The 26,050-nt window shown below is 72.3% G+C and carries 26 protein-coding genes and 1 tRNA gene; 14 read left to right on the top strand and 13 right to left on the bottom strand.

Going from position 1 to position 26,050, the window contains the following annotated elements:
- Positions 1–8 precede the first annotated feature (8 nt).
- Entirely contained in the window at positions 9–1,130 is a 1,122-nt protein-coding gene (gene serC / locus HN031_RS04240) for a phosphoserine transaminase (protein ID WP_172266782.1), read from the bottom strand.
- Positions 1,131–1,230: 100 nt separating this feature from the next.
- Between serC and HN031_RS04235 the strand changes: the two genes are divergently transcribed.
- From HN031_RS04235 to HN031_RS04225, 3 genes are all read left to right on the top strand, one after another.
- Complete coding sequence (locus HN031_RS04235; protein ID WP_172266779.1) at positions 1,231–1,743, top strand: GNAT family N-acetyltransferase; 513 nt, start codon at positions 1,231–1,233, stop codon at positions 1,741–1,743.
- Positions 1,744–1,810: 67 nt separating this feature from the next.
- Positions 1,811–2,446, top strand: a complete 636-nt coding sequence (locus tag HN031_RS04230; protein WP_172266776.1) for a hypothetical protein — start codon at positions 1,811–1,813, stop codon at positions 2,444–2,446.
- A gap of 35 nt (positions 2,447–2,481) precedes the next feature.
- Entirely contained in the window at positions 2,482–2,862 is a 381-nt protein-coding gene (locus tag HN031_RS04225; RefSeq protein WP_172266773.1) for a thiol-disulfide oxidoreductase DCC family protein, read from the top strand.
- Positions 2,863–2,899: 37 nt separating this feature from the next.
- Here HN031_RS04225 and HN031_RS04220 read toward each other — a convergent pair whose 3' ends face one another.
- Complete coding sequence (locus tag HN031_RS04220) at positions 2,900–4,006, bottom strand: citrate synthase 2 (RefSeq protein WP_172266770.1); 1,107 nt, start codon at positions 4,004–4,006, stop codon at positions 2,900–2,902.
- A gap of 98 nt (positions 4,007–4,104) precedes the next feature.
- Between HN031_RS04220 and pdxH the strand changes: the two genes are divergently transcribed.
- The 6 genes from pdxH to HN031_RS04190 all read left to right on the top strand — a co-directional run bounded on the left by pdxH (position 4,105) and on the right by HN031_RS04190 (position 11,739).
- Positions 4,105–4,752, top strand: a complete 648-nt coding sequence (pdxH, locus tag HN031_RS04215) for a pyridoxamine 5'-phosphate oxidase (RefSeq protein WP_172266767.1) — start codon at positions 4,105–4,107, stop codon at positions 4,750–4,752.
- A 61-nt stretch (positions 4,753–4,813) separates the two neighbouring features.
- On the top strand, positions 4,814–5,389 hold the full coding sequence (locus HN031_RS04210; RefSeq protein ID WP_172266764.1) for a TetR/AcrR family transcriptional regulator: 576 nt from the start codon (positions 4,814–4,816) through the stop codon (positions 5,387–5,389).
- Positions 5,389–7,122, top strand: a complete 1,734-nt coding sequence (locus tag HN031_RS04205; RefSeq protein WP_172266761.1) for an ABC transporter ATP-binding protein — start codon at positions 5,389–5,391, stop codon at positions 7,120–7,122. The genes HN031_RS04210 and HN031_RS04205 overlap by 1 nt, the downstream gene beginning before the upstream one ends.
- Positions 7,119–9,131, top strand: coding sequence for an ABC transporter ATP-binding protein (locus tag HN031_RS04200; RefSeq protein ID WP_172266758.1), 2,013 nt, complete (start codon positions 7,119–7,121; stop codon positions 9,129–9,131). Before HN031_RS04205 ends, HN031_RS04200 begins: the two co-directional genes overlap by 4 nt.
- A gap of 581 nt (positions 9,132–9,712) precedes the next feature.
- On the top strand, positions 9,713–11,299 hold the full coding sequence (locus HN031_RS04195) for an MDR family MFS transporter (RefSeq protein WP_367650645.1): 1,587 nt from the start codon (positions 9,713–9,715) through the stop codon (positions 11,297–11,299).
- Complete coding sequence (locus HN031_RS04190; protein WP_172266755.1) at positions 11,296–11,739, top strand: MarR family winged helix-turn-helix transcriptional regulator; 444 nt, start codon at positions 11,296–11,298, stop codon at positions 11,737–11,739. Before HN031_RS04195 ends, HN031_RS04190 begins: the two co-directional genes overlap by 4 nt.
- A gap of 3 nt (positions 11,740–11,742) precedes the next feature.
- On the opposite strand, the gene HN031_RS04185 is transcribed toward HN031_RS04190, so the two are convergent.
- A complete protein-coding gene (locus tag HN031_RS04185) occupies positions 11,743–13,329 on the bottom strand; it encodes a glycoside hydrolase family 13 protein (protein WP_172266752.1) in 1,587 nt (528 codons plus the stop codon).
- Positions 13,330–13,362: 33 nt separating this feature from the next.
- Positions 13,363–14,148 (bottom strand): hypothetical protein, encoded by a 786-nt coding sequence (locus tag HN031_RS04180; RefSeq protein WP_172271240.1) that lies wholly within the window; start codon positions 14,146–14,148, stop codon positions 13,363–13,365.
- Between the two features lie 83 nt (positions 14,149–14,231).
- Here HN031_RS04180 and HN031_RS04175 point away from each other — a divergent pair, with 83 nt between their 5' ends.
- Entirely contained in the window at positions 14,232–14,912 is a 681-nt protein-coding gene (locus HN031_RS04175) for a metal-dependent transcriptional regulator (protein ID WP_172266749.1), read from the top strand.
- Positions 14,913–15,007: 95 nt separating this feature from the next.
- Here the strand turns inward: HN031_RS04175 and HN031_RS04170 are convergent, their stop codons facing one another.
- From HN031_RS04170 to HN031_RS04160, 3 genes are read right to left on the bottom strand one after another with little or no spacing between them, the layout of a single operon-like run.
- Positions 15,008–15,913 (bottom strand): Sir2 family NAD-dependent protein deacetylase, encoded by a 906-nt coding sequence (locus tag HN031_RS04170; RefSeq protein WP_367650644.1) that lies wholly within the window; start codon positions 15,911–15,913, stop codon positions 15,008–15,010.
- A complete protein-coding gene (locus HN031_RS04165; protein WP_172266746.1) occupies positions 15,910–16,179 on the bottom strand; it encodes a DUF2277 domain-containing protein in 270 nt (89 codons plus the stop codon). Before HN031_RS04165 ends, HN031_RS04170 begins: the two co-directional genes overlap by 4 nt.
- 23 nt (positions 16,180–16,202) lie before the next feature.
- Positions 16,203–18,065: a beta-propeller domain-containing protein gene (locus HN031_RS04160; protein WP_172266743.1), complete on the bottom strand. Its 1,863-nt coding sequence runs from the start codon at positions 18,063–18,065 to the stop codon at positions 16,203–16,205.
- A 52-nt stretch (positions 18,066–18,117) separates the two neighbouring features.
- Here HN031_RS04160 and HN031_RS04155 point away from each other — a divergent pair, with 52 nt between their 5' ends.
- On the top strand, positions 18,118–19,305 hold the full coding sequence (locus HN031_RS04155; protein ID WP_172266740.1) for a trans-acting enoyl reductase family protein: 1,188 nt from the start codon (positions 18,118–18,120) through the stop codon (positions 19,303–19,305).
- A gap of 14 nt (positions 19,306–19,319) precedes the next feature.
- Here the strand turns inward: HN031_RS04155 and HN031_RS04150 are convergent.
- Positions 19,320–19,395 (bottom strand) — tRNA-Arg (locus HN031_RS04150).
- 179 nt (positions 19,396–19,574) lie between these two features.
- On the opposite strand from HN031_RS04150, the gene HN031_RS04145 reads away from it, so the two are divergent.
- Both HN031_RS04145 and HN031_RS04140 read left to right on the top strand, forming a co-directional pair.
- The gene (locus HN031_RS04145; protein ID WP_172266737.1) at positions 19,575–20,870 is read left to right on the top strand and encodes an LCP family protein; all 1,296 of its coding nucleotides are present in this window, start codon (positions 19,575–19,577) and stop codon (positions 20,868–20,870) included.
- Positions 20,867–21,046, top strand: coding sequence for a hypothetical protein (locus tag HN031_RS04140; RefSeq protein WP_172265507.1), 180 nt, complete (start codon positions 20,867–20,869; stop codon positions 21,044–21,046). Before HN031_RS04145 ends, HN031_RS04140 begins: the two co-directional genes overlap by 4 nt.
- A 109-nt stretch (positions 21,047–21,155) precedes the next feature.
- Here HN031_RS04140 and HN031_RS04135 read toward each other — a convergent pair whose 3' ends face one another.
- The 4 genes from HN031_RS04135 to HN031_RS04120 all read right to left on the bottom strand — a co-directional run bounded on the left by HN031_RS04135 (position 21,156) and on the right by HN031_RS04120 (position 22,665).
- Entirely contained in the window at positions 21,156–21,527 is a 372-nt protein-coding gene (locus tag HN031_RS04135) for an MscL family protein (RefSeq protein WP_172266734.1), read from the bottom strand.
- Between the two features lie 57 nt (positions 21,528–21,584).
- Positions 21,585–21,944, bottom strand: coding sequence for a hypothetical protein (locus HN031_RS04130; protein ID WP_172266731.1), 360 nt, complete (start codon positions 21,942–21,944; stop codon positions 21,585–21,587).
- Positions 21,908–22,219, bottom strand: coding sequence for an SAF domain-containing protein (locus HN031_RS04125; protein ID WP_172266728.1), 312 nt, complete (start codon positions 22,217–22,219; stop codon positions 21,908–21,910). Before HN031_RS04125 ends, HN031_RS04130 begins: the two co-directional genes overlap by 37 nt.
- A gap of 83 nt (positions 22,220–22,302) precedes the next feature.
- Positions 22,303–22,665, bottom strand: coding sequence for an FmdB family zinc ribbon protein (locus tag HN031_RS04120; RefSeq protein ID WP_172266725.1), 363 nt, complete (start codon positions 22,663–22,665; stop codon positions 22,303–22,305).
- A gap of 127 nt (positions 22,666–22,792) precedes the next feature.
- On the opposite strand from HN031_RS04120, the gene HN031_RS04115 reads away from it, so the two are divergent.
- Positions 22,793–25,420 carry a penicillin acylase family protein gene (locus tag HN031_RS04115; RefSeq protein ID WP_172266722.1) on the top strand — a complete coding sequence of 876 codons (2,628 nt, stop codon included), beginning with the start codon at positions 22,793–22,795 and terminating at the stop codon, positions 25,418–25,420.
- 4 nt (positions 25,421–25,424) lie between these two features.
- Here the strand turns inward: HN031_RS04115 and HN031_RS04110 are convergent, their stop codons facing one another.
- Entirely contained in the window at positions 25,425–26,045 is a 621-nt protein-coding gene (locus HN031_RS04110) for a 5-formyltetrahydrofolate cyclo-ligase (RefSeq protein WP_172266719.1), read from the bottom strand.
- Positions 26,046–26,050: the final 5 nt, after the last annotated feature.

The following is a 26,050-nucleotide window of genomic DNA, read 5'->3' as shown; positions in this document are numbered from 1 at the left end:
GACGGGTCTCAGCCGTGGGCGACCACGTGGTCGATCGCCGCGGTGAGCCTCTCGACGTCGGCCGGGTCGATCGCGGGGTACATCGCGATGCGCAGCTGGTTGCGGCCCAGCTTGCGGTAGGGCTCGGTGTCGACGATGCCGTTGGCGCGCAGCGTCGCCGCGATCGCGGCCGCGTCGATGCTGTCGTCGAAGTCGATGGTGCCGATGACGAGCGAGCGGTCGGCCGGCTCGGCGACGTAGGGGGTCGTGTAGTCCGTCCGCTCCGCCCAGCCGTAGAGGGCGTCGGACGAGGCCGTGGTGCGCTCGACCATCCCCTTCAGCCCGCCCTGGGCGTTCATCCAGTCGAGCTGCTCGGCCATCAGGAAGAGGGTGGCCACGGACGGGGTGTTGTAGGTCTGGTTCTTCGAGGAGTTGTCGATGGCGGTCGGCAGGTCGAAGAACGGCGGGACGTAGCGTCCGCTCGACGCGATCTCCTCCGCGCGGGCCAGGGCACGCGGCGACATGAGGGCGATCCAGAGGCCTCCGTCGGACGCGAAGCACTTCTGCGGGGCGAAGTAGTAGGCGTCCACCTCGGTGAGGTCGACCGGCAGGCCGCCGGCGCCGGACGTGGCGTCCACGAGGACGAGCGCGTCGTCGGCGACGCCGGCAGGGCGGCGTACAGGCGCCATCACCGCGGTGGACGTCTCGTTGTGCGCCCACGCGTAGGTGTCGACGCCGTCCTCGGCGACCGCGTCGGGGCGCGAGCCGGGCTCGCTCGTGATGACCGAGGGGTCGGCCAGCCACGGTGCCTTCTTGGCCGAGGTCGCGAACTTGGACGAGAACTCACCGAAGGACAGGTGCTGGCTCTTCTCCCGGACCAGGCCGAAGCAGGCGATGTCCCAGAACGCGGTGGCGCCGCCGTTGCCGAGCACCACCTCGTAGCCCTCGGGCACGTCGAACAGGGCGGTGAGCCCCTCGCGGACCCGCCCGACGGTCTTCTTCACCGGCGCCTGCCGGTGGGAGGTGCCCATGAGCGTCGCGCCGGTCGCGGCGAGCGCGTCGAGGTGGCTGGTCTGGATCTTGGACGGACCCGCGCCGAAGCGGCCATCGGCCGGGAGGAGCTCGGCGGGGATCTGCAGGGCGTCGGTCATGGAGGGCCTCACGGTGAAGGGAACGGGCGGTCCTGACGACGCTGTCAGAGGCCTCTATTGTGTCACCCGCCCACGCTCGTCTCACGATGGGGGATCCCCGATGAACGCCGGCCTCCGCATCGAGCGGGTCGCCATCACCCACCCCGACGCGCAGGCGCTCATCGAGGCCGTCCAGGAGGAGTACGTCGAGCGCTACGGCGGTCGCGACGAGTCCCCGATCGACCCCGCGGACTTCGAGGACCCGCTCGGGCAGTTCTTCGTCGGCTACCTCGACGACGCCCCGGTGGCGACGGGCGCGTGGCGGCGCAGCTCGGTCCTGGCGCTCGGCGCCGAGGTCACCGCGGAGGTCAAGCGGATGTACGTCGTCCCGGCGGCGCAGCGCCGCGGGCTCGCGCGCCGGATGCTCGCGCACCTCGAGACCACGGCTGCGGCGAGCGGGATCGAGGCGCTCGTCCTGGAGACCGGGCTCAAGCAGCCCGAGGCCATCGCGCTCTACCTCTCCTCGGGCTACGAGCCGATCCCGGGCTACGGCTACTACTGCGGCTCGGAGCTCAGCCGGTGCTTCGGACGGGTGCTCGAGAACTACAGTCCTGTGGTTCACGAGAACCCCTGACGCCCGCTGCGGGCGCCCCCTACGGTCGCTGGGTCAGGTGTGATCTCAGTGAAGGGTGGGACGACTCGTGGGAGCGTCACTGCGCGCTGTCGGGCTACTCCGGGGAGCGCTCCTGCTGACCCTCGCGATGGTGCTGGGCGCCGTCCCCGCGGCCTCGGCGGACGACGCCGCCAGCCGGCGCGGGACCGTCACGTCGTCGGCGCCCTACCTCATGCCCGTGGAGCCGTACGCCGGCTACCAGCCGCAGACGGGCTGCAAGCCCACGCCCCGGGCCGGGGTGCTGGCGCTCGCCGCGTGGCTCACCGCGCGCGGCGGCGGCTACGGACCCATCGGGCGGTCCTGCTCCGGGTCGAGCAGGAGCGAGCACAAGGAGGCCCGTGCCTTCGACTGGCTCCTCGACGCCGACGACCCGCTCGACCAAGCCCTCGCCGCGGCGCTCCTCGACGAGGTCCTCGCCCCCGACGACACCGGCCAGCCGCACGCCCTGGCCCGCCGGATGGGCATCATGTACGTCATCTGGGACGACACGATGTACGCCTCCTACGACGCGTTCGTCCCCAAGCGCTACCTCAGCTCGGGCTGCCGCAGCCGCCGCACGTGCTCCCCGACGCTGCGCCACCGCGACCACATGCACATCTCGCTGACCCGCAAGGGCGCGAAGGGCCTGACGTCCTGGTACCTCGCCCAGCCGCCGCCCGTGTGACGAGCGGCTGACGACCGGCGACGTACGCTCGAGGCATGGACCGCGGCCTGATGCTCAACGACGCCGACTGCGGGTTCTGCATGCGCACCGCGGCGCTCGTGCCCCGGCTGGGCGTGGACGTCGACGCCGCGACGGTGCAGTCGGCGGACCTCGACGCCCTCGGCGTCGACCCGGAGCGGGCGCAGGTCGAGATGCCCTACGTCCACCCCGACGGCCGGGTCGACTACGGCCACCGCGCCTTCGCCGCGATCCTGCGGACGGGGCCGCTGCCGTGGCGCGTCGTCTCCCGGATCATGACCACCCCGGTCGTGGACCCCGTCGCCCGTCGCGCCTACCGCTGGGTGGCCGACAACCGCGAGAAGCTCCCCGGCGGCACACCCGCCTGCAAGCTCGAGGACCGGCCGGCCGCCGGCTGACCGGTGCCACCCGGCCGAGCGCTGTCGGGTCCGGCGCTCAGGCGCCCCAGGCCTCGTGCCAGCCGTCGACCTCGCTGGCCGGTCGGGTGCCCGGCCCGGCGTAGACCGCCGACGGGCGGATCAACCGGCCGGTGGTCTTCTGCTCCAGGATGTGGGCCGACCAGCCGCCCGTGCGGGCACAGGTGAACATCGAGGTGAACATGTGCGGGGGGACCTCGGCGAAGTCGAGGACGATGGCCGCCCAGAACTCGACGTTGGTCTCCAGCACCCGGTCGGGGCGTCGCTCGCGGAGCTCCGCGAGGGCCGCCTTCTCCAGGGCCTCCGCCACCTCGTAGCGCGGTGCGTCGAGCTCCTTGGCGGTGCGCCGCAGCACCCGGGCGCGCGGGTCCTCGGCGCGGTAGACGCGGTGGCCGAAGCCCATCAGGCGCTCGCCGTTGTCGAGCAGCTCCTTGACGTACGACGACGCGTCGCCGTCGCGCTTCTCGACCTCCTCGATCATCCCGAGGACGCGCGAGGGCGCCCCGCCGTGCAGCGGGCCTGACATCGCGCCGATCGCGCCGGAGAAGGCGGCGGCCACGTCGGCACCGGTGGAGGTGATCACCCGCGCGGTGAAGGTCGAGGCGTTCATGCCGTGCTCGGCCGCCGAGGACCAGTAGGCGTCGATCGCGTGGGCGTGCTGGGGGTCGGCCTCCCCGCGCCAGCGGATGAGGAACCGCTCGGCGAGGGTGCGGCCCTGGTCGACCTCCGACTGGGTGACGACCGGCCGGCCGAGGCCGCGCGCGGACTGGGCGGCGTACGACAGCACCATGACGGCGACGCGGGACAGGTCCAGGCGCGCCTGTTCGTCGGAGATGTCGTAGGTCTGGCCCATCCCCAGCATCGGCGCGAGCATCGCGACCGCGGCCTGCACGTCGGCGCGCACGTCGCCGGTGTGGATGGAGATGTTGTAGGGCTCGGCGGGCGGCAGCCCGGGGTCGTACGAGCCGTCGACGAGCAGGCCCCAGACGTTCTCGAACGGCACCCGGCCGACGAGGTCCTCGATGTCCACGCCGCGGTAGCGGAGGGCCGAGCCCTCCTTGTCGGGCTCGGCGATCTGCGTCTCGAACGCGACGACGCCTTCAAGGCCGTGCTGGATCTCGCTCATGCCACTCCTCCGGGGATCAGGGAGTCCCGGAGAACAGCACGGGACGGCTCATTGTGCACGACCGCCCGGGCCGGTCCCCGGCGGCTACCCTCGGCGGCATGGACCTCTCCGGACTGCGCGAGGAGTACGGCCGCGGGGGTCTCGACCTCCCCGACCTGGCCGACGACCCGATCGAGATGTTCGAGCGCTGGCTCGAGCAGGCGGTCGCCGCGGGGGTGCACGAGCCCAACGCGATGGTGGTCGCCACCGCGACGCCCGAGGGGCGTCCGTCGAGCCGGATGGTCCTGCTCAAGGGCGTCGGTCCGGACGGGTTCGTGTTCTTCACCAACCACGCCTCGCGCAAGGGCGAGGAGCTCGCGGCCAACGCGCAGTGCGCACTGCTCTTCCCGTGGCACCCGCTCGAGCGCCAGGTGCGGGTGGAGGGGACCGCCGGGCTCCTCGACGCCGCTCGCGTGGAGAGCTACTTCCACTCCCGCCCCCGCGGCGCCCAGCTCGGCGCCTGGGCCTCGGCCCAGTCCCGGCCGGTCGGGTCGCGCGCGGAGCTCGCGGCGACGTACGCGGCGATGGAGGAGCGCTTCGGCGCCGACGACGGCGACGGCGAGGTGCCCGTCCCGCCCGACTGGGGTGGCTACCTGGTGGTGCCCGAGGTCGTGGAGTTCTGGCAGGGCCGACGCAGCCGGATGCACGACCGGCTGGTCTACCGGCGCAGCGGCGCCGGCTGGGACGTCGTACGCCTCGCACCCTGAGCCGAGGACGTGCGGCCGAAAACCGTTTGTGAGTGAGTGCTCACTCATCTACCCTTCCCGGGTGACCCCTCGTGCCCGCCCCATGACTCCCGAGGACCGGCGCGAGGCGCTGGTCGACGCGACGATCCCGTTGCTCCACGAGCACGGGCGCAGCGTCACCACCAAGCAGATCGCCGACGCCGCGGGGGTCGCCGAGGGCACCATCTTCCGCGTCTTCGACTCCAAGGACGACCTGGTCACCGCGGCCGTGGAGAAGGCCATGGACATGGAGCCGTTCCTCGCCGACCTCGAGTCGATCGACCTCGACCAGGACCTGCGTGGTCGGCTCACCGAGCTCTGCACCCACCTGCAGGACCGGTTCCGCGGCATGTTCCTGCTGATGAGCGCGATGGGCATGGTCGGACCGCCCAAGGCGCACCGGCACATGGAGGACGGTCGCCGGCGGGCCGAGAAGATCATGGTCGCCGTGGTCGAGACCGACGCCGACCACCTCACCTGCACCCCGGTCCAGCTCGTCCACATGCTCCGGATGCTCACCTTCTCCGGCACCCACCCCCACATCAGCGACGGCCACGTCCTCACGCCCGCCCAGATCGTCGGGACGCTGCTCGACGGCGTGCTGAAGAAGGAGTCCTGATGCTGCTGCGTCTCGTCCGCACCTACCTGCGGCCCTACGCCGCTCCGCTCGCCGCCGTGGTGGGGCTGCAGTTCGTCGGCACGATGGCCGCGCTCTACCTGCCGAGCCTCAACGCCGACATCATCGACCGTGGCGTCGTCACCGGCGACACCGCCTTCATCATCAGCCACGGCGGGCTGATGCTGGCCGTCTCGCTGGTGCAGATCGTCTGCTCGATCGCCGCGGTGTGGTTCTCGGCGCGCAACGCGATGGGCTTCGGCCGCGACCTGCGCGCGGCGATCTTCCACCGGGTCGGCACCTTCTCGGCCCGTGAGGTCCAGCAGTTCGGTGCGCCGTCGCTGATCACGCGCGAGACCAACGACGTCCAGCAGGTGCAGATGCTCGTGCTGATGGGCGGCACGCTGATGGTCTCGGCCCCGATCATGATGGTCGGCGGGATCATCATGGCCGCCCGCGAGGACCTCGGCCTCTCCTGGCTGGTGCTCGCCGTCGTGCCGGTCCTCGGCCTCTCGATCGGCTTCATCGTCCGCCAGATGGTGCCGAGCTTCCGGCTGATGCAGGAGCGCATCGACGAGGTCAACCGGCTGCTGCGCGAGCAGATCACGGGCGTACGCGTGGTGCGGGCGTTCGTCCGCGAGGAGCACGAGGCGCGGCGCTTCGGCGACGCCAACGCGCAGCTCACCGACGTGGCGATCCGGGCCGGTCGCTGGCAGGCCGCGGTGTTCCCGACGGTGATGATCGTCGCCAACGTCGCCACGGTCGCGGTCGTCTGGTTCGGTGGGCACCGCGTCGAGGGTGGCCACATGGAGGTCGGCGCGCTGACCGCCTACATCTCCTACCTGATGCAGATCGTCATGTCGGTGATGATGGCGATGTTCATGCTGATGATGGTGCCGCGGGCCGCCGTCTGCGCCGAGCGCATCACCGACGTGCTCGACACCGAGTCGTCGGTCGTCCCGCCGGCCGACCCGGTCGGCGAGCTGCCCGAGCGGCTCTCCCTCGAGCTCGACGGCGTGACGTTCTCCTATCCCGGCGCGGAGGAGCCCGTGCTCCGCGACGTCCGGCTGACCGCCCGGCCCGGCGAGACGGTGGCCGTGGTCGGCTCGACCGGCGCCGGCAAGTCGACGCTCGTCAACCTGGTGCCCCGCCTGTTCGACGCCACCGGCGGTGCCGTCCGCATCGGCGGCGTCGACGTGCGCCGCATCGAGATGGAGACGCTGTGGTCGCGCCTGGGGCTGGTGCCGCAGAAGGCCTTCCTCTTCCGCGGCACCGTGGCCGACAACCTGCGCTACGGCAAGCCCGACGCCACCGAGGAGGAGATGTGGGCGGCCCTCGAGATCGCCCAGGCGCGGGAGTTCGTGGAGGCCATGCCCGACCGCCTCGACGCCGAGATCTCGCAGGGTGGCTCGAGCCTCAGCGGCGGCCAGCGCCAGCGCATGGCGATCGCCCGGGCGGTCATCCGCCGTCCCGACATCTACCTCTTCGACGACTCGTTCTCCGCGCTCGACCTGACGACCGACGCCCGGCTGCGGGCGGCGCTGAGACCGGTCACCCGGGACGCGACGGTGGTGATCGTGGCGCAGCGCGTCGCGACCATCCGCCACGCCGACCGGATCGTGGTGATGGAGGACGGCGCCGTCGTCGGCACCGGCACCCACGAGGAGCTCCTCGAGAGCTGCTCGACCTACCAGGAGATCGTCCGGTCCCAGCTGACCGCGGAGGAGGTGGCATGAGCACAGACGCAGAGGCCAAGCCCGGCACCCAGCCCGGCACCCAGCCCGGCACCCTGAAGGAGACCGAGCGCGTGCAGTCCGGTCCCGGGCCCGGCCGGGGACCGATGGGCGGCGGCATGATCGGGCAGAAGGCCGACACGTTCTGGCCCTCGCTCAAGCGGCTGCTCGCCCGGTTGCACCCCGAGCGCCACAAGTCGTACGCCGTCCTGGTCCTAACGGTGCTCAGCGTCGCCGCCACCGCCGTGGGTCCCTGGATCCTCGGGCGGGCCACCGACCTCGTCTTCGCGGGACTCATCGGCAAGGACGTCCTCGCCGGCGGCGCCACGCAGGAGCAGGCCGTCGAGGCGCTCCGCGCGCAGGGCGAGGACGACCGTGCGGAGATGCTCGAGTCGATGACGCTGACCGACGGCGTCGACTTCGCCGCCGTCGCCGACGTGCTGCTCGTGGTGCTCGCGGTCTACGTCGCCGCGTCGCTGCTCGCGTGGCTCGGCGGCTACCTGCTCAACGACGTCGTGCAGGGCACCGTCCTGCGGATGCGCTCGGAGGTCGAGGACAAGGTCCACCGGCTGCCGCTGGGCTACTTCGACAAGCAGCCGCGCGGCGAGCTGCTGAGCCGCGTCACCAACGACATCGACAACATCAGCCAGACGCTCCAGCAGACGATGAGCCAGATGCTCAACTCGCTGCTGACCGTCGTGGCGGTGCTCGGGATGATGTTCTGGATCTCGCCGCTCCTCGCGATGGTGGCGCTCGTGTCGGTGCCGATCTCGATGGTCATCACCGCCGCGGTGATGAAGCGGTCCCAGGGGATGTTCATCCAGCAGTGGCGCCGCACCGGGACGCTCAACTCCCACATCGAGGAGACCTTCTCCGGGCACGCCATCGTCAAGGTCTACGGCCGGCAGGCGGAGTCCGAGCGGGTGTTCGCCGAGCAGAACGACGAGCTCTACGAGGCGTCGTACGGCGCCCAGTTCGTCAGCGGGCTGATCATGCCGATCATGATGTTCGTCGGAAACCTCAACTACGTCGTCATCGCGGTGCTCGGCGGGCTCCGGGTCGCCAGCGGCACGATGTCGCTGGGTGACGTCCAGGCGTTCATCCAGTACTCCCGCCAGTTCACCCAGCCGCTGACGCAGGTCGCCTCGATGCTCAACCTGCTGCAGTCCGGTGTCGCGTCCGCCGAGCGGGTCTTCGAGCTGCTCGACGCCCCGGAGGAGTCGGCCGACGCCGACGGCCTGCCCGCCACCGGCGCCGCGGCACGGGGTGAGGTGCGCTTCGAGGACGTCTCCTTCTCCTACGACCCGGAGCGCCCGCTCATCGAGGGCCTGTCGCTGGTGGCCCGACCGGGCAGCACCGTCGCGATCGTGGGCCCGACCGGGGCGGGGAAGACGACCATGGTGAACCTCGTCATGCGGTTCTACGACCCCCAGGCCGGCCGGATCCTCATCGACGGCGTCGACATCACCTCCGTCCCGCGCGGCGTGCTGCGCAGCCGGATCGGGATGGTGCTGCAGGACACCTGGCTCTTCGCCGGGACGATCCGGGACAACATCGCCTACGGCCGGCCCGACGCGACGGAGGAGCAGATCCTCGAGGCGTCGCGCGCCACGTTCGTCGACCGCTTCGTGCACTCGCTGCCCGACGGCTACGACACGGTCATCGACGAGGACGGCTCGAACCTGTCGGCCGGCGAGCGCCAGCTGGTCACCATCGCGCGAGCCTTCCTGTCCGACCCGGCGCTGCTGATCCTCGACGAGGCGACCTCGTCGGTGGACACCCGCACCGAGCTGCTCCTGCAGCGGGCGATGGCGGCCCTGCGCTCGGACCGCACGTCGTTCGTGATCGCGCACCGGCTCTCGACGATCCGCGACGCCGACCTGATCCTGGTCATGGAGGACGGCTCGATCGTCGAGCAGGGCTCGCACGACGAGCTGCTCGAGGCGGGCGGCGCCTACGCCCGGCTGCACCGCTCCCAGTTCGAGGCCCCGGCCGAGGAGGCGGTGGGCTGAGGCCCGCGCGAATATCCCATTGAGTGGCCCCGCTCGGCGACGTACGGTGGTGGCACACGGAAAGGAGGTGGTCCGAAGAATGAGTTCTTTTCGGATGAGTGAGGTGGCTGCCCGCTAGGCAGCCCCGGCATCGCCGACAGCTGCCGGCGAATCCACTGCAGCCACCCGACCCGCAGGCCCCCGGTGTCATCCCCCGGGGCTCCTCACCCGAGGAGCAGCAGGCCTGCGGGTCGCTGCATGTCCGGAGGACGTACACGCTCCTCGCCCGCCCTCCGCCCCGTCGCCCGCCTCCGAGTATGCCGCGACACGCCCGGACTACGCGTTGAGTCTCTGGGCGACTCAGGGCCGAGGGAACGCCGCGACACCCCCGGGCTACGCGTTGAGTCTCTGGACGACTCAGGGCCGAGGGAGCGCGGCGACACGCCCGGACTGCACGTTGAGTCTCTGGGCGACTCAAGGCGTAGGACGGCCCCAACGGTGTGTCCCAGGTCTCGCCGAAGTCGGCTGGCGGTGCCGCGACGACAGGCATATAGTTGTTGAATACAACCATTGCGGTACGCAACCACTATCGAAGGAACGCAGTGACCCAGGCTCCCACCGTCAGCGCCGAGCAGAACGGCGTGATGACCCACCGCCAGGTGCTCGAGGCCCTGAGCGGCCTCCTCCTCGCGATGTTCGTCGCGATGCTCTCCAGCACGATCGTCAGCAACGCGCTGCCGACCATCGTCGACGACCTCGAGGGCAGCCAGACCGGCTACACCTGGGTCGTCGTCGCGACGATGCTCGCGATGACCGCGACCACCCCGATCTGGGGCAAGTTCGCCGACCTCTTCGACAAGAAGCTGCTCGTGCAGTCCGCGCTGGTCATCTTCTCGATCGGCTCGCTCATCGCCGGCTTCGCGCCGTCGATGGAGGTGCTCATCGGTGCCCGCGTGGTCCAGGGCCTCGGCGTCGGTGGCCTCACCGCGCTCGTCCAGGTCGTCATCGCCACGATGGTCTCCCCGCGCGAGCGCGGCCGCTACAGCGGCTACATCGGCGCCGTGTTCGCGCTCGCCACGGTGAGCGGCCCGCTCGTCGGCGGCGTGCTGGTGGACACCGTCGGCTGGCGCTGGTGCTTCTTCGCCGGGCTCCCAGTCGCCGCTCTCGCCTTCGTCGTGCTCCAGAAGACGCTGCGCCTGCCGGTGGTCAAGCGTGACGTCTCCATCGACTACCTCGGTGCCTTCCTGCTCGTCGGCGGCATCTCGATCCTGCTGGTCTGGGTCTCGCTCGGCGGTCAGAGCTTCGACTGGGTCTCGTGGACCAGCGGCCTGCTCGTCGCCGCCTCGATCGTCGTCATCGGCGCTGCCGTGCACGTCGAGGCCAACGTCGCCACCGACCCGGTCATCCCGCTGCGGCTCTTCCGCGACCGCACGCTGACCCTCGCCACCGTCGCGTCCGTGCTGATCGGCCTCGCGATGTTCGGCTCGACGGTCTACCTCAGCCTCTACTTCCAGCGCGCCAAGGACATGACCCCGACCGGGGCCGGCCTCATGTCGATCTGCATGGTCGGCGGCCTGCTCGTCTCGAGCATCCTGAGCGGCCGGATCATCTCCCGCACCGGCGTGTGGAAGCGCTGGCTCGTCGGCGGCATGGTCGCCGTCATCGCCGGCATCGCGCTGCTCTCGACGATCGACGCCAGCACGCCGCTGTGGCGCACCGGGCTCTTCATGGCCGTCCTCGGCCTGGGCCTCGGCGCCACCATGCAGAACCTCGTCCTCGCCGTGCAGAACACCATCGCCCTGTCCGACATGGGCGCCGGCTCCTCCGTGGTGGCGTTCTTCCGCTCGCTCGGCGGCTCGGTCGGCATCGCCGCCCTGGGGGCCGTGCTGGCCCACCAGGTCGCCGACGCGGTCGAGTCCGGCCTGCGCAAGCTGGTCGCCCAGCACCCCGAGCTCGCCTCGCAGGCCGGCCACGACACGGGTGGCATCCCCGACGTCTCGGACATGCCAGCCCCCATCCGCGCCATCTTCGAGAGCGCCTTCGGTGACGCGACCGGTCACATCTTCCTGGTGGCGCTGCCCTTCGCCGTCGGTGCACTCATCGCCGTGCTCTTCATCAAGGAAGTCCCCCTGCGCACGTCGGTGAAGCGCGAGGATGAGCTCATGGCCGAGGCAGACTCCCAGCGATGAGCACCCGCGCCGACGACCTGCGTCGCATCGAGGCCGAGGTCGGCACCCTCATCCGCCGCGTCAAACGGGTGATGGGGGAGCGGGCCCGCGAGGTCCACCCCGACCTGCACCCGATGACCTACTTCATCCTCAGCCACCTGGCCGCCAACGGCCCCATGCGCGGCGCCGACCTGTCCGACGCCTTCGACATGGACAAGGGCGGCGTGAGCCGTCAGGTGCAGACGCTGGTGGACCTCGGCCTCGTCGAGCGCAAGCCCGCTCCCGAGGACCGGCGCGCGATCTTGCTCGACGCGTCCGACGAGGGCCGCAAGCGGCTCGCGCACATGATCCAGGTCCGCAGCGAGCGATTCGACGAGCGGCTCGCCGACTGGACCGACGCCGACCTGGCGCTGTTCGCCCGCCAGCTGGCGACCTACAACACCGCGCTCAGCGACGACTGAGGCTCAGCGCAGCCAGGCGGCGGTGTCGGGCGGCAGCTTGTCGTCCACCGGACCGCTGGCCAGCAGCAGGTCGCCCGCGGGGAGCTCGACGGCAGCGTCGCCGCAGTTGAGCACCACCGTGAGCAGACCGCGCCGGAAGGCGAGCACGTCGGCGCCGAGGTCGAGCACCTCGACCTCGTCGCCCGCCGACCAGGCGAACTCGCGCCGCACCCGCAGGGCCTCGCGGTAGAACGCCAGGGTCGACGACGGGTCAGCGGCCTGCGCCTCCACGGTGAGCGCCGCCCAGTCCGCCGGCTGCGGGATCCACGGCTGCGACGTCCCGGGCCCGAAGCCGTACGGCGCCTGAGTGCCGCTCCACGGGATCGGGACCCGGCAGCCGTCGCGCCCCGGCTCGCCGGTGCGCAGGTAGGACGGGTCCTGGCGGTGCTCCGGGGCGACGTCGACCTGCTCGAGGCCGAGCTCCTCGCCCTGGTAGAGGTAGCTCGAGCCGGGCAGCGCAAGCATGGTGAGCGTCGCGGCGCGGCCGCGCGCGAGGCCCTGCTCGCCGCCGCCGTAGCGGGTCACGTGGCGTACGACGTCGTGGTTGCTGAGCACCCACGTCGGCGAGGCGCCGACCGGCTTCACGGCCTCGAGCGTGCTGGTGACGACCTCGGAGAAGGCGGCGGCCGACCAGTCCGCGAGGAGCCAGGCGAAGTTGAAGGCCTGGTCGAGCTCGTCGGGGCGGGTGAAGGCGACGGTCGACTCGGGCGTCTGGGTCCACGCCTCTGCCACGGCCATCCGGTCCGGGCCCACCTCGTCGAGGATGTCGTGCCACGAGCGGTAGACGTCGTGGACCTCGGGCTGGTCCCACATCGGCTCGTCCTTGAGCTCGCGGGCGACCATCGAGTGGTCGGTGTTGACCTGCCCCGAGCTCGCCGTGGCGCCCTCCGCGACGACCTGGTCGCGCAGGCTCGCCTCCTTGAAGAGGCCGTGCGCCACGTCGACGCGGAAGCCGTCGACGCCACGGTCCAGCCAGAACCGCAGGACGCCCTCGAACATGGCCGGCACCTCGGGGTTGCGCCAGTCGAGGTCGGGCTGGGTGGAGTCGAAGAGGTGGAGGTACCACTGGCCGTCGTCGACCTGGGTCCAAGCCGAGCCACCGAAGACCGAGCTCCAGTTGTTGGGCGGGCCGTCCTCGCTGTCGCGGAAGAGGTAGCGCGCACGCTCCGGGCTGCCGGGCCCGGCAGCCAGGGCCGCCCGGAACCACGCGTGCTCCTCGGAGGTGTGGTTGGGCACGAGGTCGACGACCACGCGCAGGCCCAGCTCGTGGGCCCGGGCGACGAGGTCGTCGGCGTCGGCGAGCGTGCCGAAGAGCGGGTCGACGTCGGTGTAGTCCGCGACGTCGTAGCCGTGGTCGTGCTGCGGCGAGGTGTAGAACGGCGTGATCCAGAGCGCGTCGACGCCCAGCTCGGCCAGGTGCGGCAGCCGCGAGGTGATGCCGGGCAGGTCGCCGACGCCGTCACCGTCGCTGTCGGCGAAGCTGCGGACGTACACCTGGTAGACGACGGCGTTGCGCCACCAGTAGGTCCTTGGATCGTTCAAATCGGCCATGCCGTCATCCTCTCAACAGGCACCGGGAGCGGGTCAACTGCCGGAGACGGGCGTCCGCCCACCGAACAGCGCCGGGTCCACGGCGATCCAGGTGTGCTCGGCCGTGGCGACGACCCGGCCGTCCGTGTCGTAGAGGGTCGAGGCGGTGAAGGTCTTGCGGCCGTCCCGGCCGCGGCCCTCGCCGACGACGACGTGCGGCTCCCCGATCACCGGCAGGGTGTCGACCCGCGCGGTCATCCGGCCGAGGACCATCAACCGTTCGGTGAGGTCGCCGGCCCAGCCGCCGACGCAGTCGAGGGACGCCCAGGTTGCGGCCACGGAGGCGCGCGGGTGCTCGTCGACGTACGCATGCCAGTCCTCGTGCAGGCTGCGGTGTGGCGTCCAGGTGGCGGCGACGAGGTCGCCCGCCGGGCCCGCGCCGACGCGGCCGGGGAAGATCCGCAGCCCGTCGCCCTCCTCCCGCGCCGTACCGCAGGCGAAGCAGGTGGGGAAGGGGTGGAAGTCGTGGCCCGGGTACGACGCCTCGGCGGCCGCCGCGGTGGCCGGGTCCACCGGCTCGACCTCGGTCAGCGCTCGCTCGACCCGCTGCGCCGTCGCCACTGCCACGCCGGCGACGGCCGCGGTCGTCACGCCGGCGTCCTCACTGACGGCGAAGGGAGTGTCGAGGGGCGGGGGCTGGCGCAGCGACACCTCGATCGCCGGCCACCCGTCGGACCGGTCGGCCGGGGGACCGGCGTCCACCAGCGCGGCCAGGGCGCCCGCCGTCCAGCCGCCGTTGCCGGAGTCGGGAGGCCCGCAGAAGCGGCGCGGCACGATCATCTCGGTCACCCGCCTCACTGTGCCACGGCCGGCGGGTGGGCGGGTGGGAGGAGCCGGTTGCCGCATGGGACACAATGACCGGTGTGAGTGACCTGATCGACACCACCGAGATGTACCTGCGCACCATCTTCGAGCTGGTGGAGGAGGGCATCGTCCCTCTGCGGGCGCGCATCGCCGAGCGCCTGCACCAGTCGGGGCCGACGGTCTCGCAGACCGTGGCGCGGATGGAGCGCGACGGGCTGCTCACCGTCGAGGGCGACCGCCACCTCGAGCTGACCGAGGAGGGCCAGCGCCTCGCCGTCCGTGTGATGCGCAAGCACCGGCTGGCCGAGCGGCTGCTCACCGACGTCATCGGCCTCGACTGGGAGCTCGTCCACGCCGAGGCGTGCCGGTGGGAGCACGTGATGTCCGAGACCGTCGAGCGCCGCCTGCTCGACCTGCTCGACCACCCCACCGAGTCGCCCTACGGCAACCCGATCCCGGGCCTCGACGAGCTCGGCGACGTCGCCGGCGAGGACTTCATGGACAACGTCGAGCCGCTCTCGGGCGCCGCGGTGTCCGAGGACCAGCGCGTCCACGTCAAGCGCATCTCCGAGGAGATGCAGAAGGACGAGGAGCTGATGGGGCTGCTGCGCCGGGTCGGCGCCCTGCCCGGCAAGACCGTGACCATCGCGAGGACCGACGAGGGGATCCTCATCGGGTCCGGCGGCGAGACCGCCGAGCTGGTGGTCGAGGCCGCCGAGCACATCTTCGTGCGCCGCTGAGGTCGCCCCTGGCCGTCCCGGTGGTTTCCCCGCCTATGCGGGGAAACCCGAACTTCTCGAGGCGTGCACGCCCCCAGAAGTTCGACCTTCCCCGCCTATGCGGGGAAACCAGAGGCGCCCGACACCACCGACACCCGCCCAGCAAGCGCGGTCAGGAAGTCGCTGCACCCCACCTCGAGCTTGTACGACGCCAGTGGGTCGCCGCGGGTCGCGCCACGGTTCACGATGACGATCGGCGTGCCTCCCTGGGCCGCGCGCTTGACGAACCGCAGGCCGCTCATCACCGTCAGCGACGAGCCGGCCACGAGCAGCGCGCCGCCGGTGCCCAGCGCCTCGACGGCGGCGTAGCAGCGGGCGACCCGGTCGGGTGGCACGTTCTCGCCGAAGAAGACGACGTCGGGCTTGAGCGGGCCGCCGCACGCGCACGCCGGCACGACGAAGTCCGCCGTGTCGTCGAGGTCGACGTCGCCGTCGGGGTTCGACGCGACCGACGCGTGCCGCTCGACCCAGTCGGGGTTGAGCTCGTCGAGCACGCGCTCCAGCTCGGCGCGCGAGGACGTGCTCCGACAGCCCAGGCAGACCACGTCGGCGACCCGGCCGTGCAGCGCGACCAGTCGTCGCGAGCCGGCGGCCTCGTGCAGGCCGTCGACGTTCTGGGTGATGAGCATGAGCGGGTCGACCGCGGCCAGCGCCCGGTGACCGTCGTTGGGGACGGCGTGGCCCATCCGCTGCCAGCCCACGTGGCTGCGCGCCCAGTAGCGCCGCTGCGCCTCGGGCGTCGCCACGAACTCCTGGTAGGTCATCGGTGCCCGCGCCGGTGCGCCCGGCCCGCGGTAGTCCGGGATGCCGGAGTCCGTCGACAGCCCGGCCCCGGTCAGCACGACGACCGGCCGCGTGGCGAGCAGGTCGAGCGCCGCCTCCACCGCGGCCGGGTCGACCTCCGTGGCTGCGTCGCGTCGCTCGGCGGGCGCGTCGGCGTACGCCGAACGGCTCAGGGTCACGCGCCGTACCGCACCTGCGCGCGGGCCCGCGCCTTCGCCGCCTCGACCTCGCGGTTCTTCGGCGGAGCGCCGGTCACCAGGTCGTCGAGCAGGTGCTCGGTGATGTGGGCGATCTCCTTGACGGCGGCGTAGAACACCTCCTCGTTGGCCTGCGACGGCTTGGTCGTGCCGGCCACCTTGCGGACGTACTGCAGGGCGGCGGCGGTGACCTCGTCACGTGTCGCGGGCGGCTCGAAGTTATTGAGCGGTCGGATGTTGCGGCACATGCCACGAGCGTACGCATCTCGCGCTAGACGGTGAAGAAGCTCACGTCGTCGCCGGTCACCAGCGCCACCTTGCCCGACGCGAGCGGGACCAGGCGCACGTCGGCGACGTCCGTGCCGTGCTCGACCTCGACCATCCGGTTGGTCATCGACCCGTCGTCGAGCGACAGCACCGACACCCAGCCGGTGGTGCCGGTCCAGCCCTGCGACACGACGGTGAGGGCGACCCGCTGCTCGGGCAGCCAGGTGAACTGGCGGGGATCGGTGCCCGCGCCGGCGAGGCTGTTGGCGGGGTAGCGGACCACGTCGACCTGGCGGGGCGAGGTCAGGTCGGTGACGTCGAAGAGGGCCGCCTGCGCGCCGCGGGTCACCCCCTGCAGCGAGGCGTCCTGGCCGACCCCGATCAGGCGCTGCTCGCCGAGCGGGTGGAGGTACTCCGAGAACCCCGGGATCTTCAGCTCGCCCAGCAGCGCGGGGGAGTCGGGGTCGGTGAGGTCGACGGCGTAGAGCGGGTCGGTCTGCCGGAACGTCACCACGATCGCGAGGTCGTCGAACCATCGCACCGACGTGATCTCCTCGCCGACGCCGAGGTCGTCGACCCGGCCCGCCTCGACGAGGTCGGCGCCCTCCTCGCGCAGGGTGAGGACGGAGTTGAAGTTGCCCGTCTCGCTGCTCGGGCCGACCGCGACGCGCAACGAGCCGCCGACCGCGTCCATCGACCAGCGGTCGGCGATCGTGCCCTCCACCTCGCCGGAGGCGACGTACGTCGCGTCCATGCCGTCGAGCGCGAACGCGAAGAGCGGCGTGGTGCCGGTCGCCGTGCTGCCGGCCCAGCGGCAGTCGAAGCAGTCGGTCCACGGCCCCCACCCGGGCGCGGCGGCGGCGAGGTAGAAGCGGTCGGTGGAGAAGTACGCCGTGTCGGAGTCCGTGGCGACGGCCGTCGAGGTCCGGGTCGTGGGGGCCGTCGGGTCGACGGCGAGCACGGTGGTGGTGCCGAGGGGGAGGTCCTCGTCCTCGGGGACCGCGACGTCCTCGCAGGCGACGAGCGGCCGGCCGTCGACGGTGGGCAGCCAGTCGGCGAGCGTGGTGTCGCGCACGAGCGAGCGGTTGCGCAGTCGCGAGCGGATCTCGCCGAACGTACCGTCGGGGTGGGAGAAGTCGAGCCTGGGCAGGGCGTTGTTGAGCACCACCCGCACCACGTCGCCGTGCAGGCGGACCGCCGACGCCCGTCCCCGGACGGTGGTGGCGTCCACCACGCTCGGAGCGGTGGGGTCGGCGAGGTCGACGGTCGTGATCGTCGTCGAGAGCCCGTCGCCCGAGGACCCGATCACGACGGCGCGACCGCCCACGAGGACCAGCTCGCCGCCCGGGTCGCCCACCCAGTCGTTGCCGCGGGCGTCGTCGAGGCGGGTCGTCGACAGGAGCGACGGCGCGTCGCCCGAGACGTCGTAGGCCAGCAGCTGGCCGTCGCGCATCCGCAGCAGCAGGGAGCCGGACACCTTGACGACGTCGGACTCGTCCACGCCGACCTCCTGCACGTTGGTGCCGGACGCGCCGCTCGTCGACCGGGACGTCGCGGCCGCCGAGCGCTCCACCCCGGACGACATGGCGTCCGAGCTCCCGGCGTCGCCGGACTCCATCGCGAAGACCGGCAGGTCGCCGCCCCAGCCATAGGGACCGACCTGCCCGAGCGCCCGGTCGACGTAGGAGTCGAGGAGCTCCTCGCAGCTCGCCGTGGCGACCAGGTCGGCGTTGGCCAACGCGATCGGGGGACCGGTGGGCGGGCGGTCGTCGCCGTCGGACCCGGTCCCCACGACGTAGCCGACGCCCGCGGCAGCGGTCAGGGTGGCGACGGCGGCGATGCCGGTGGTGATCGTGCGCAGGCTCATGGTCGTGGGACGAGGGGCCGGGACGCGCGGTTCCGCGTGGCACGATGGCGCGATGAGCGACGCCCCCGATCTCGCCCGTGGCTCCTCCCGTGAGCCCTCCCGTGAGCTGGACCTGGTGCTCTTCGGCGCGACCGGGTTCACCGGCGGCCTCACCGCCGACTACCTCGCCGCCCACGCTCCGGCCGACCTGCGGTGGGGGATCGCCGGGCGCAACGCCGACAAGCTGGACGCCGTACGACGGAGGCTCGGCGCGGACGTCGAGGTGCTGGTCGCCGACTCGACCGACGCCGCCGCGCTCGCCGACATCGCCCGCCGGGCCCGCGTGGTCGCCACCACGATCGGCCCCTACCTCGACCACGGCGGGCCGCTGGTCGCCGCGTGCGCCGAGGCCGGCACCCACTACCTCGACCTCACCGGTGAGCCGGAGTTCGTCGACCGGATGTTCCTCGAGCACCACCGCACCGCGCTGCGCACCGGCGCGCGCCTGGTGCACGCGTGCGGCTTCGACTCGGTCCCGCACGACCTCGGCGCCTACTACACCGTGCAGCAGCTCCCGTCCGACGAGCCGATCACCCTGCGCGGCGTGGTCCGCTCCGGCGGCACCTTCTCCGGCGGCACCTTCCACTCCGCGCTCAACCAGTTCGCGCGCGCCAAGGAGATGAGGAAGACGTACGCCGCCCGCCGCCGCGCGGAGGTGCGTCCCGAGGGCCGCTCGTCGCGCTCGGTCGGCGGCAAGCCGCACCGCGACCCGGTGCTCGGCTACTGGTTGCTCCCGCTGCCGACGATCGACCCGATCGTCGTCGCTCGCAGCGGCGCCGCGCTGGAGGCGTACGGCCCCCGGTTCCGCTACTCGCACTGGGCCGGCACGAAGACCCTGCGCTACGCCGCCGCCGGCGCCCTGGGGGTCGGCGCGCTCACCGTCGCGGCACAGGTCGGGCCGTTGCGCGAGCTGCTCAAGGACAAGGTTCCGGTCGGCTCGGGACCCGACGAGTCCAAGCGGGAGAGGTCATGGTTCACCGTCGACTTCGTCGGCGAGGCCGCCGGCACGACCGTGCACACCCGGGTCTCGGGCGGCGACCCGGGCTACACCGAGACCGCGAAGATGCTGTCCGAGGCCGCGCTGTGCCTGGCCCTCGACGACAACCCCGCGACAGCCGGCCAGGTCACGCCCGCCCAGGCGATGGGCGACGCGCTGCTCGCCCGGCTGCAGGCGGCGGGGATGCGCTTCGAGACCCTCTGACCCGGAGGCCGTGGTGGTGCCCCAGGCAAGAGTCGAACTTGCGACCTTTCGCTTAGGAGGCGGCTGCTCTATCCACTGAGCTACTGGGGCGGTGCCGCCTCGCCCTGAGGTGCTGCGGCGGGAAGCATCCTGCCACGAGCAGCCACGTCGACCCGCACCCGGCGGTGCCGGAGCCCGGATCGGGACGTGTCGCGAGCGCGGGAAAACTTGCGCGGTGAAGTAGGTTCAGTCCCGGTCATTACGTCAGCCCTGTGTCGAAGGTGAGCCCCGTGTCCGATGAGTCACGCCCGGAGGCTCCCGTCAGCGCGCCCAAGCGCAAGGGCAAGGTGGCTCGAAAGCACACCGTCGGGCGGGTCATCCTCGTCAGCGTCGTGGTGCTCGCACTGGTCACCGGCCTCGGCACGGTCTACCTGATCCGCCACCTCAACGGCAACATCGAGGGCGTCTCCCTCGACGCCCTCGGCGACGCCGAGCGGCCCGAGAAGGTCTACAACGGCAACGGCGAGGCGCTCAACGTCCTCGTCATGGGCTCGGACTCGCGCGAGTGCGAGGGGTGCGGCATCGACCAGGAGGGCGGCGGTGGGTCCGACACCACGATCCTCGTCCACCTCTCCGCCGACCGCAGCCGGGCGTACGCCGTCTCGATCCCGCGCGACTCGATCGTCACGCGTCCCGAGTGCAACGACGGCGACTCGCCGGCCGCGACCAACGTGATGTGGAACGCCGCCTACGGCGTCGGCGGCCCGGTCTGCACGATGGCGCAGGTCGAGGAGAACGCCGACGTCTACGTCGACCACTTCGTCTTGGTGGACTTCGCCAGCTTCGGCTCCATGGTCGACGCCGTCGGCGGCGTCCCGGTGTGCGTGCCCGAGGACATCGTCGACCGGCCGCGCCAGATCTTCGTGCCGAAGGGCAACCCGTCCGTCCTCACCGGCGACGAGGCGCTCGACTACGTCCGCGCCCGCTACGTCGGCGACCTGGTCGAGCAGAACGACATCTCGCGGATCCGGCGGCAGCAGGAGTTCATCGGCGCCCTCGTCCGCGAGGTGCTCTCCGCCGGCACGCTGTCCCGGCTCGACAAGGTCGTCCGGTTCCTCGACGCGGCCACCGAGTCGCTGACCACCGACGAGGAGTTCGCCTCCGTCACCCGCCTGGGCAAGGTGGCCATGCAGCTGCGCGGCATCGGGCTCGACGAGATCAAGTTCGTCACCCTGCCGACCGACTACTACCCCAGCGACTCTGAGTTCCGGGGCAAGGTCTTCTGGACGCCCGAGGCCTACGAGATCTGGGAGCTCATCAAGGCCGACAAGGAGATCCCCGCCCGGCTGCTGAAGGGCAACAGCACCAGCGCGGAGCCGCCGGCGAGCGCCGCCGAGACCGAGTCGCCGAGCCCGGAGACGCCGACCGGCAGCGAGTCCCCGTCCGAGACGCCGTCCGAGACCCCCAGCGAGACCCCGAGCGAGACCCCGAGCGAGACACCCGACGAGACCGCCTCGGAGTCCCCGACGGAGACCCCCGCCGAGACGACGCCGCCCGAGGAGCGCATCTTCGGGGTCTGCGCGTGAGCGCACCCCGCGACCCGCGCATCCCCGCCGAGGAGTGGGAGCGGCGTCGGCGCCTCGCCGCGGTCTTCGGTGACGCCGTGCCGGAGCAGACCAGCGACGACCGCGACTCCCGCGAGGACTCGGCCGGCAAGGGCGACGACTGGTACCGCGACCAGGTCCCGCCCCACCACGGCTGACCCCGCGCCGGGGTAGTCCGAATCGGAATGCTGGTCGGGGCCGGCCTCGCACCAGCCGTTCGACGCGGACTACCCCGAGGCTGGACGGAATGCCAGCGAGGGTCCCGGGTCAGACGGAGCCGTTGCGCGCCTTGAGCAGGTCGCGGATCTCCTCGAGGAGCGCGACGTCGGCGGGCGTGCCGGCCTCCTCCGTCGGGAAGTAGCGGTCCTTGGCCTTCGTGTAGGGCATGACCACGAAGAAGTAGACGACGGTCGCGAGGATGAGGAACGCCACGAGCGCGGTGAGGAACGGGCCCACCTCGATCTCGCCGGGGGCGTAGTCGTCGAAGTTGGGCTGCGCGCCGCCGGTGGCCTTGGCGATGGCCGAGAGCAGCATCCCGGTGAACGCGGTGACGACGGCGGCGAAGGCCGTGCCCATGATGACGGCCACGGCGAGCTCGACGAGGTTGCCGCGGAGGATGAAGTTCTTGAAGCCGCTCATGGTCGATTCCCTCTGGTCGGGCCCCGAGAGGCCGCGCGTGCGTGGACGCGGGTCACGCTAGCGGCTCCAGGAGACCGTGAGGAACTGCGACAGCGCGGCGCTGGCCACCTCGACCGCCTCCGTGGCGGACGTGCCGACGACGACCAGCGCGCCGCCGGACGCGCCGGCCGGCCCGTCGGGGACGCCCGTCGGCGTGGCCAGGACCCGGACGTCCTGCGCCACCACCGTCGAGGTGCCGTCGGCGGGGTCGGTCGCCACGAGGTCGACCTCGTCCCCGGCCTGCAGCAGCCCGGCCATCCCGGCGTCAGGCAGCCGGACCGGCAGCACCGTGTCGCCGGGCTGGGCGAGCGCGAGACCCGGGCCGACGACGCGTACGTCGGTCACGACCTCGCCGCGGGTGAGCGGGCCGGCGAGCACCCGGCCGGTCGCGTCGGACGCGGCACCGGTCGGCGCGAGCTCGCGCGGGAACGCCGGACAGCGAGGTCGTCGTCGTCCAGCACGGTGCCCGACGGCAGGTCGCGGGCGGCGACCAGGACCTCGACGGTGTCGGCCGGGGGCGGCGCGAGCGTGCGCAGCGCGCTCAGCGCCGCCGCGGCGGTCAGGGCGGCGGCGATCAGCCGGCGCCGGCGCCGCAGCTGGTGGCGCACGGCGCGCACGCGGCGGCGCATCGGTGGAAGTCCCGTGGCGAGCATGGCCCGACGCTAGGACGATCCGGGCCGGCCCGCTCCGCCTCTCCACAGGCTTCACGTGGCGCGCCGGGCGGGCCGGCCGGGTCTCAGTCCGAGGAGCTGCTCGAGCCGCTCGACGAGGACGAGCCGGAGGAGGACGAGCCCGACGAGGACGAGCCGGAGGAGGACGAGCCCGACGAGGACGACCCGGAGGAGCCCGACGAGACCGACGACTCAGAAGAGGACGACGACGAGCCGGACGAGCCCGACGCCGGCGCCGCGGACTTCGCACCCTCGCGGCTGTCGGTGCGGTAGAAGCCGGAGCCCTTGAACACCACGCCGACGGCGTTGAACAGCTTGCGCAGCCTGCCGTTGCACTCGGGGCAGACGGTCAGGGCGTCGTCGCTGAAGCTCTGGAACTGCTCGAAGGCGTGCCCGCACTCGGTGCAAGCGTACTGGTAGGTGGGCATGTGCGTCCTCGGGGTGCTGGCTCAGGGAGCGATCTGGGGGCGATCTGGGGGCGATCGGCCGGGCCGGCGCGACGCGCTGGCACTCGAGCCCTTCGACTGCCAATGGTACGGCACAATGGGCGACGCGATGAGCGAGCCGTCACCGACCCCCGCCCCCGACACCGCCGACCCGTCCCGGGCCGGCTGGTGGCAGACCGTCAAGCGCGCTCCCCGGGCGGTGAGGTGGACGGCGTGGATCGCCCTCGGCCTGGTGCTGCTGCTCGTCGTGCTCGCCGCCGCCGTCGTGGGCGTCGTACGCCGCCCGCTGCCGCAGGCCGACGGCGAGGCGGAGCTGCCGGGCCTCTCGGCCTCGGTCGAGGTGGTCCGCGACGAGCAGGGCATCCCCCAGGTCTACGCCGACACCGACGACGACCTGATGCGGGCCCAAGGCTACGTCCACGCCCAGGAGCGGTTCTTCGAGATGGACTTCCGCCGGCACGTGACCGCCGGCCGGCTCTCGGAGATCTTCGGCGCCGACACCCTCGAGACCGACAAGATGATCCGCACCATGGGCTGGCGCCGGGTCGCCGAGCAGGAGTGGGCGCTGATCGAGCCGGCGACGCGCGACGCGCTGACGTCCTACGCCGAGGGGGTCAACGCCTACATCGCCGACCGCTCGCCGTCCGAGCTGGCCGTCGAGTACAGCGTGCTCGGGCTCACCGGTCTCGACTACGCCCCCGAGGAGTGGGAGCCGATCGACTCCCTCGCGTGGCTCAAGGCAATGGCGTGGGACCTGCGCGGCAACATGGACGCCGAGGTCGACCGGGTGCTGCTCTCGCTCGACCGGACCGAGGAGGAGATCGCCACCCTCTGGCCGGACTACCCCTTCGACGACCACCCGCCGATCGTGTCCGGGGGCGGCGTCGTCGACGGCGTCTTCGAGCAGAACGCGTCGGGCAACGCCACCCGCAACCCGCGCCGGCCGGCGTACCCCCCGGGCGTCGTGGCCGCGCTGGAGCGGGTGCAGGACCAGCTCGCGGCGATGCCGGACCTCGTCGGCAAGGGGCGCGGCATCGGCAGCAACTCGTGGGTCGTCGACGGCGAGCGCAGCGCGACCGGCATGCCGCTGCTGGCCAACGACCCGCACCTCGGCATCAGCCAGCCGGGGATCTGGATGCAGATGGGGCTGCACTGCCGCGAGGCCGGCCCCGACTGCACGCTCGACACGTCGGGCTTCACGTTCTCCGGCGTCCCCGGGGTGATCATCGGCCACAACGCCGACATCGCCTGGGGCTTCACGAACCTCGGGCCCGACGTCACCGACCTGTTCCTCGAGCAGACCGAGGGCGACGACCGCTACGTCCGCGACGGCGCTGCCGAGGCGATGGACGTCCGCACCGAGACGATCGAGGTGCGCGGCGAGGCCGACGTCGAGCTCCGGGTCCGCGAGACCGTCCACGGCCCGCTGATCAGCGACGTGTCGACGGAGTTCGCCACCGTCGGCGCCAACGCCCCGACCGACGAGCCCGGCGTGCGCGGCAGCGGCTACGCCGTCGCGCTGGCGTGGACCGCCCTCGAGCCCGCCCCGACCGCCGACGCGATCCTCCAGCTCAACCGCGCCTCCGACTGGGACGAGTTCCGCGAGGCCGCCTCCCACTTCTCGGTGCCGGCGCAGAACCTGGTCTACGCCGACCGCGAGGGCCACATCGGCTACCAGTCGCCCGGCCGGATCCCCATCCGTCGGGCGGGCAACGACGGGACCATGCCGGTCGAGGGCTGGGTCAGCGCCAACGACTGGACGGGCGAGTTCATCCCCTTCGACGGGCTGCCGAGCGTGCTCGACCCGGAGGAGGGGTTCATCGCGACCGCCAACCAGGCCGTCGTCGACGAGCGCTACCCCTACCTCCTCACCCGGGACTGGGACTACGGCTACCGCTCCACCCGGATCCGCGAGGCCCTCCTCGCCGAGGGCGAGCTGTCCGTGCAGGAGATGGCCGACCTCCAGCTCGACTCGACCAACCCGATGGCCGAGACGCTCGTGCCCTACCTGCTCGACATCCAGGACCTCCCCTCGCCCTACTACCGCAACGCGCAGAACCTGCTCCGCGACTGGGACTTCACCCAGCCCGCCGACAGCGCCGCGGCGGCCTACTTCAACGTCGTCTGGCGCACCCTGCTCGAGATGACGTTCCACGACGAGCTGCGCCAGCGCACGTGGCCCGACGGCGGCGACCGCTGGTTCCTCGTGGTCAGCCGGATGCTCAGCGAGCCGGCCGGCGCGTGGTGGGACGACGTCGAGACCGACGAGGTCGAGCGGCGCGACGACATCCTGCGCGCGGCGATGCTCGAGGCGCGCGACGAGATGACCCGGCGGCAGGCGCGCGACCCGCGGCTGTGGGAGTGGGGGCGGCTGCACCGGATGAACCTCCACAACGCCACCTTGGGCGAGTCGGGCGTCGGGCCGGTCGAGCGGCTGTTCAACCGCGACGGCTGGGAGGTCGGCGGCGGTTCCTCGATCGTCGACGCCACGTCGTGGAACGCCGTCGAGGGCTTCGAGGTCACCGCGGCGCCGTCGATGCGGATGGTCGTCTCGCTGGCCGACTGGGACGACTCGCGCTGGATCAACCTGACCGGCGTCTCCGGGCACCCGGCGTCCTCGCACTACTCCGACCAGACCGAGCTCTACGTCGAGGGCGAGACGCTGCCGTGGGCCTACACCCGCGCCGCCGTCGAGGAGGCGGCCGAGGACCGGCTGGTGCTGGTCCCGGCCGGGTGAGGCCTCAGCCCAGGACCCGCACGCCGCGGTCGGTCAGGGCAAAGCCGACGCGTACGTCGTGCGGGTCGGTCGGCACGGCGAGCCCGACCTCGTCGTCGTGGAGCACGACCGCCACGGGCGTGCCGGGCACGACCCGGGGCAGCGCCCGGTCGTAGCAGCCACCGCCCTGGCCGAGCCGGTCGCCCGCACCCGAGACGGCCAGCCCCGGCACGAGGACGACGTCGGCCCGGCCGATCGCCTCGACCCCGAGCCGCGGTCCGGTCGGCTCGAGCAGCCCGCGGACGGCGGGGGCCAGGTCCTCGCGGCCGGTGTGGACGGCCCAGTCGAGGTCGAGCCCGCGCAGGACGACGGGGAGCAGGACGCGCTTGCCGGCCGCCAGCAGCGCGTCGAGCAGGAGGCCGGTGCCCGGCTCGCTGCCGACGGAGACGTACGCCGCCACGGTGGCCGCCCGGCGTACCTCGTCCCAGGCCAGGGCGACGTCCGCGACACCGGCCGCGAAGTCGGCCGCCTCGCCCAGCGGGCGGCGCTTGCGGGCGGCCCGCACCTGGTCGCGCAGGGCGCCCTTGGCCACCGTGCCGTCGGTCTCGGACCCGGTCCGATCGTCCCCGCCCCATGACGCGTCCACCTGAG

The sequence above is a fragment of the Nocardioides sp. zg-1308 genome (assembly GCF_013155375.1).
GTDB classification, from domain to species: domain Bacteria; phylum Actinomycetota; class Actinomycetes; order Propionibacteriales; family Nocardioidaceae; genus Nocardioides; species Nocardioides renjunii.
This window is presented reverse-complemented; position numbering and strand designations above follow the sequence as displayed.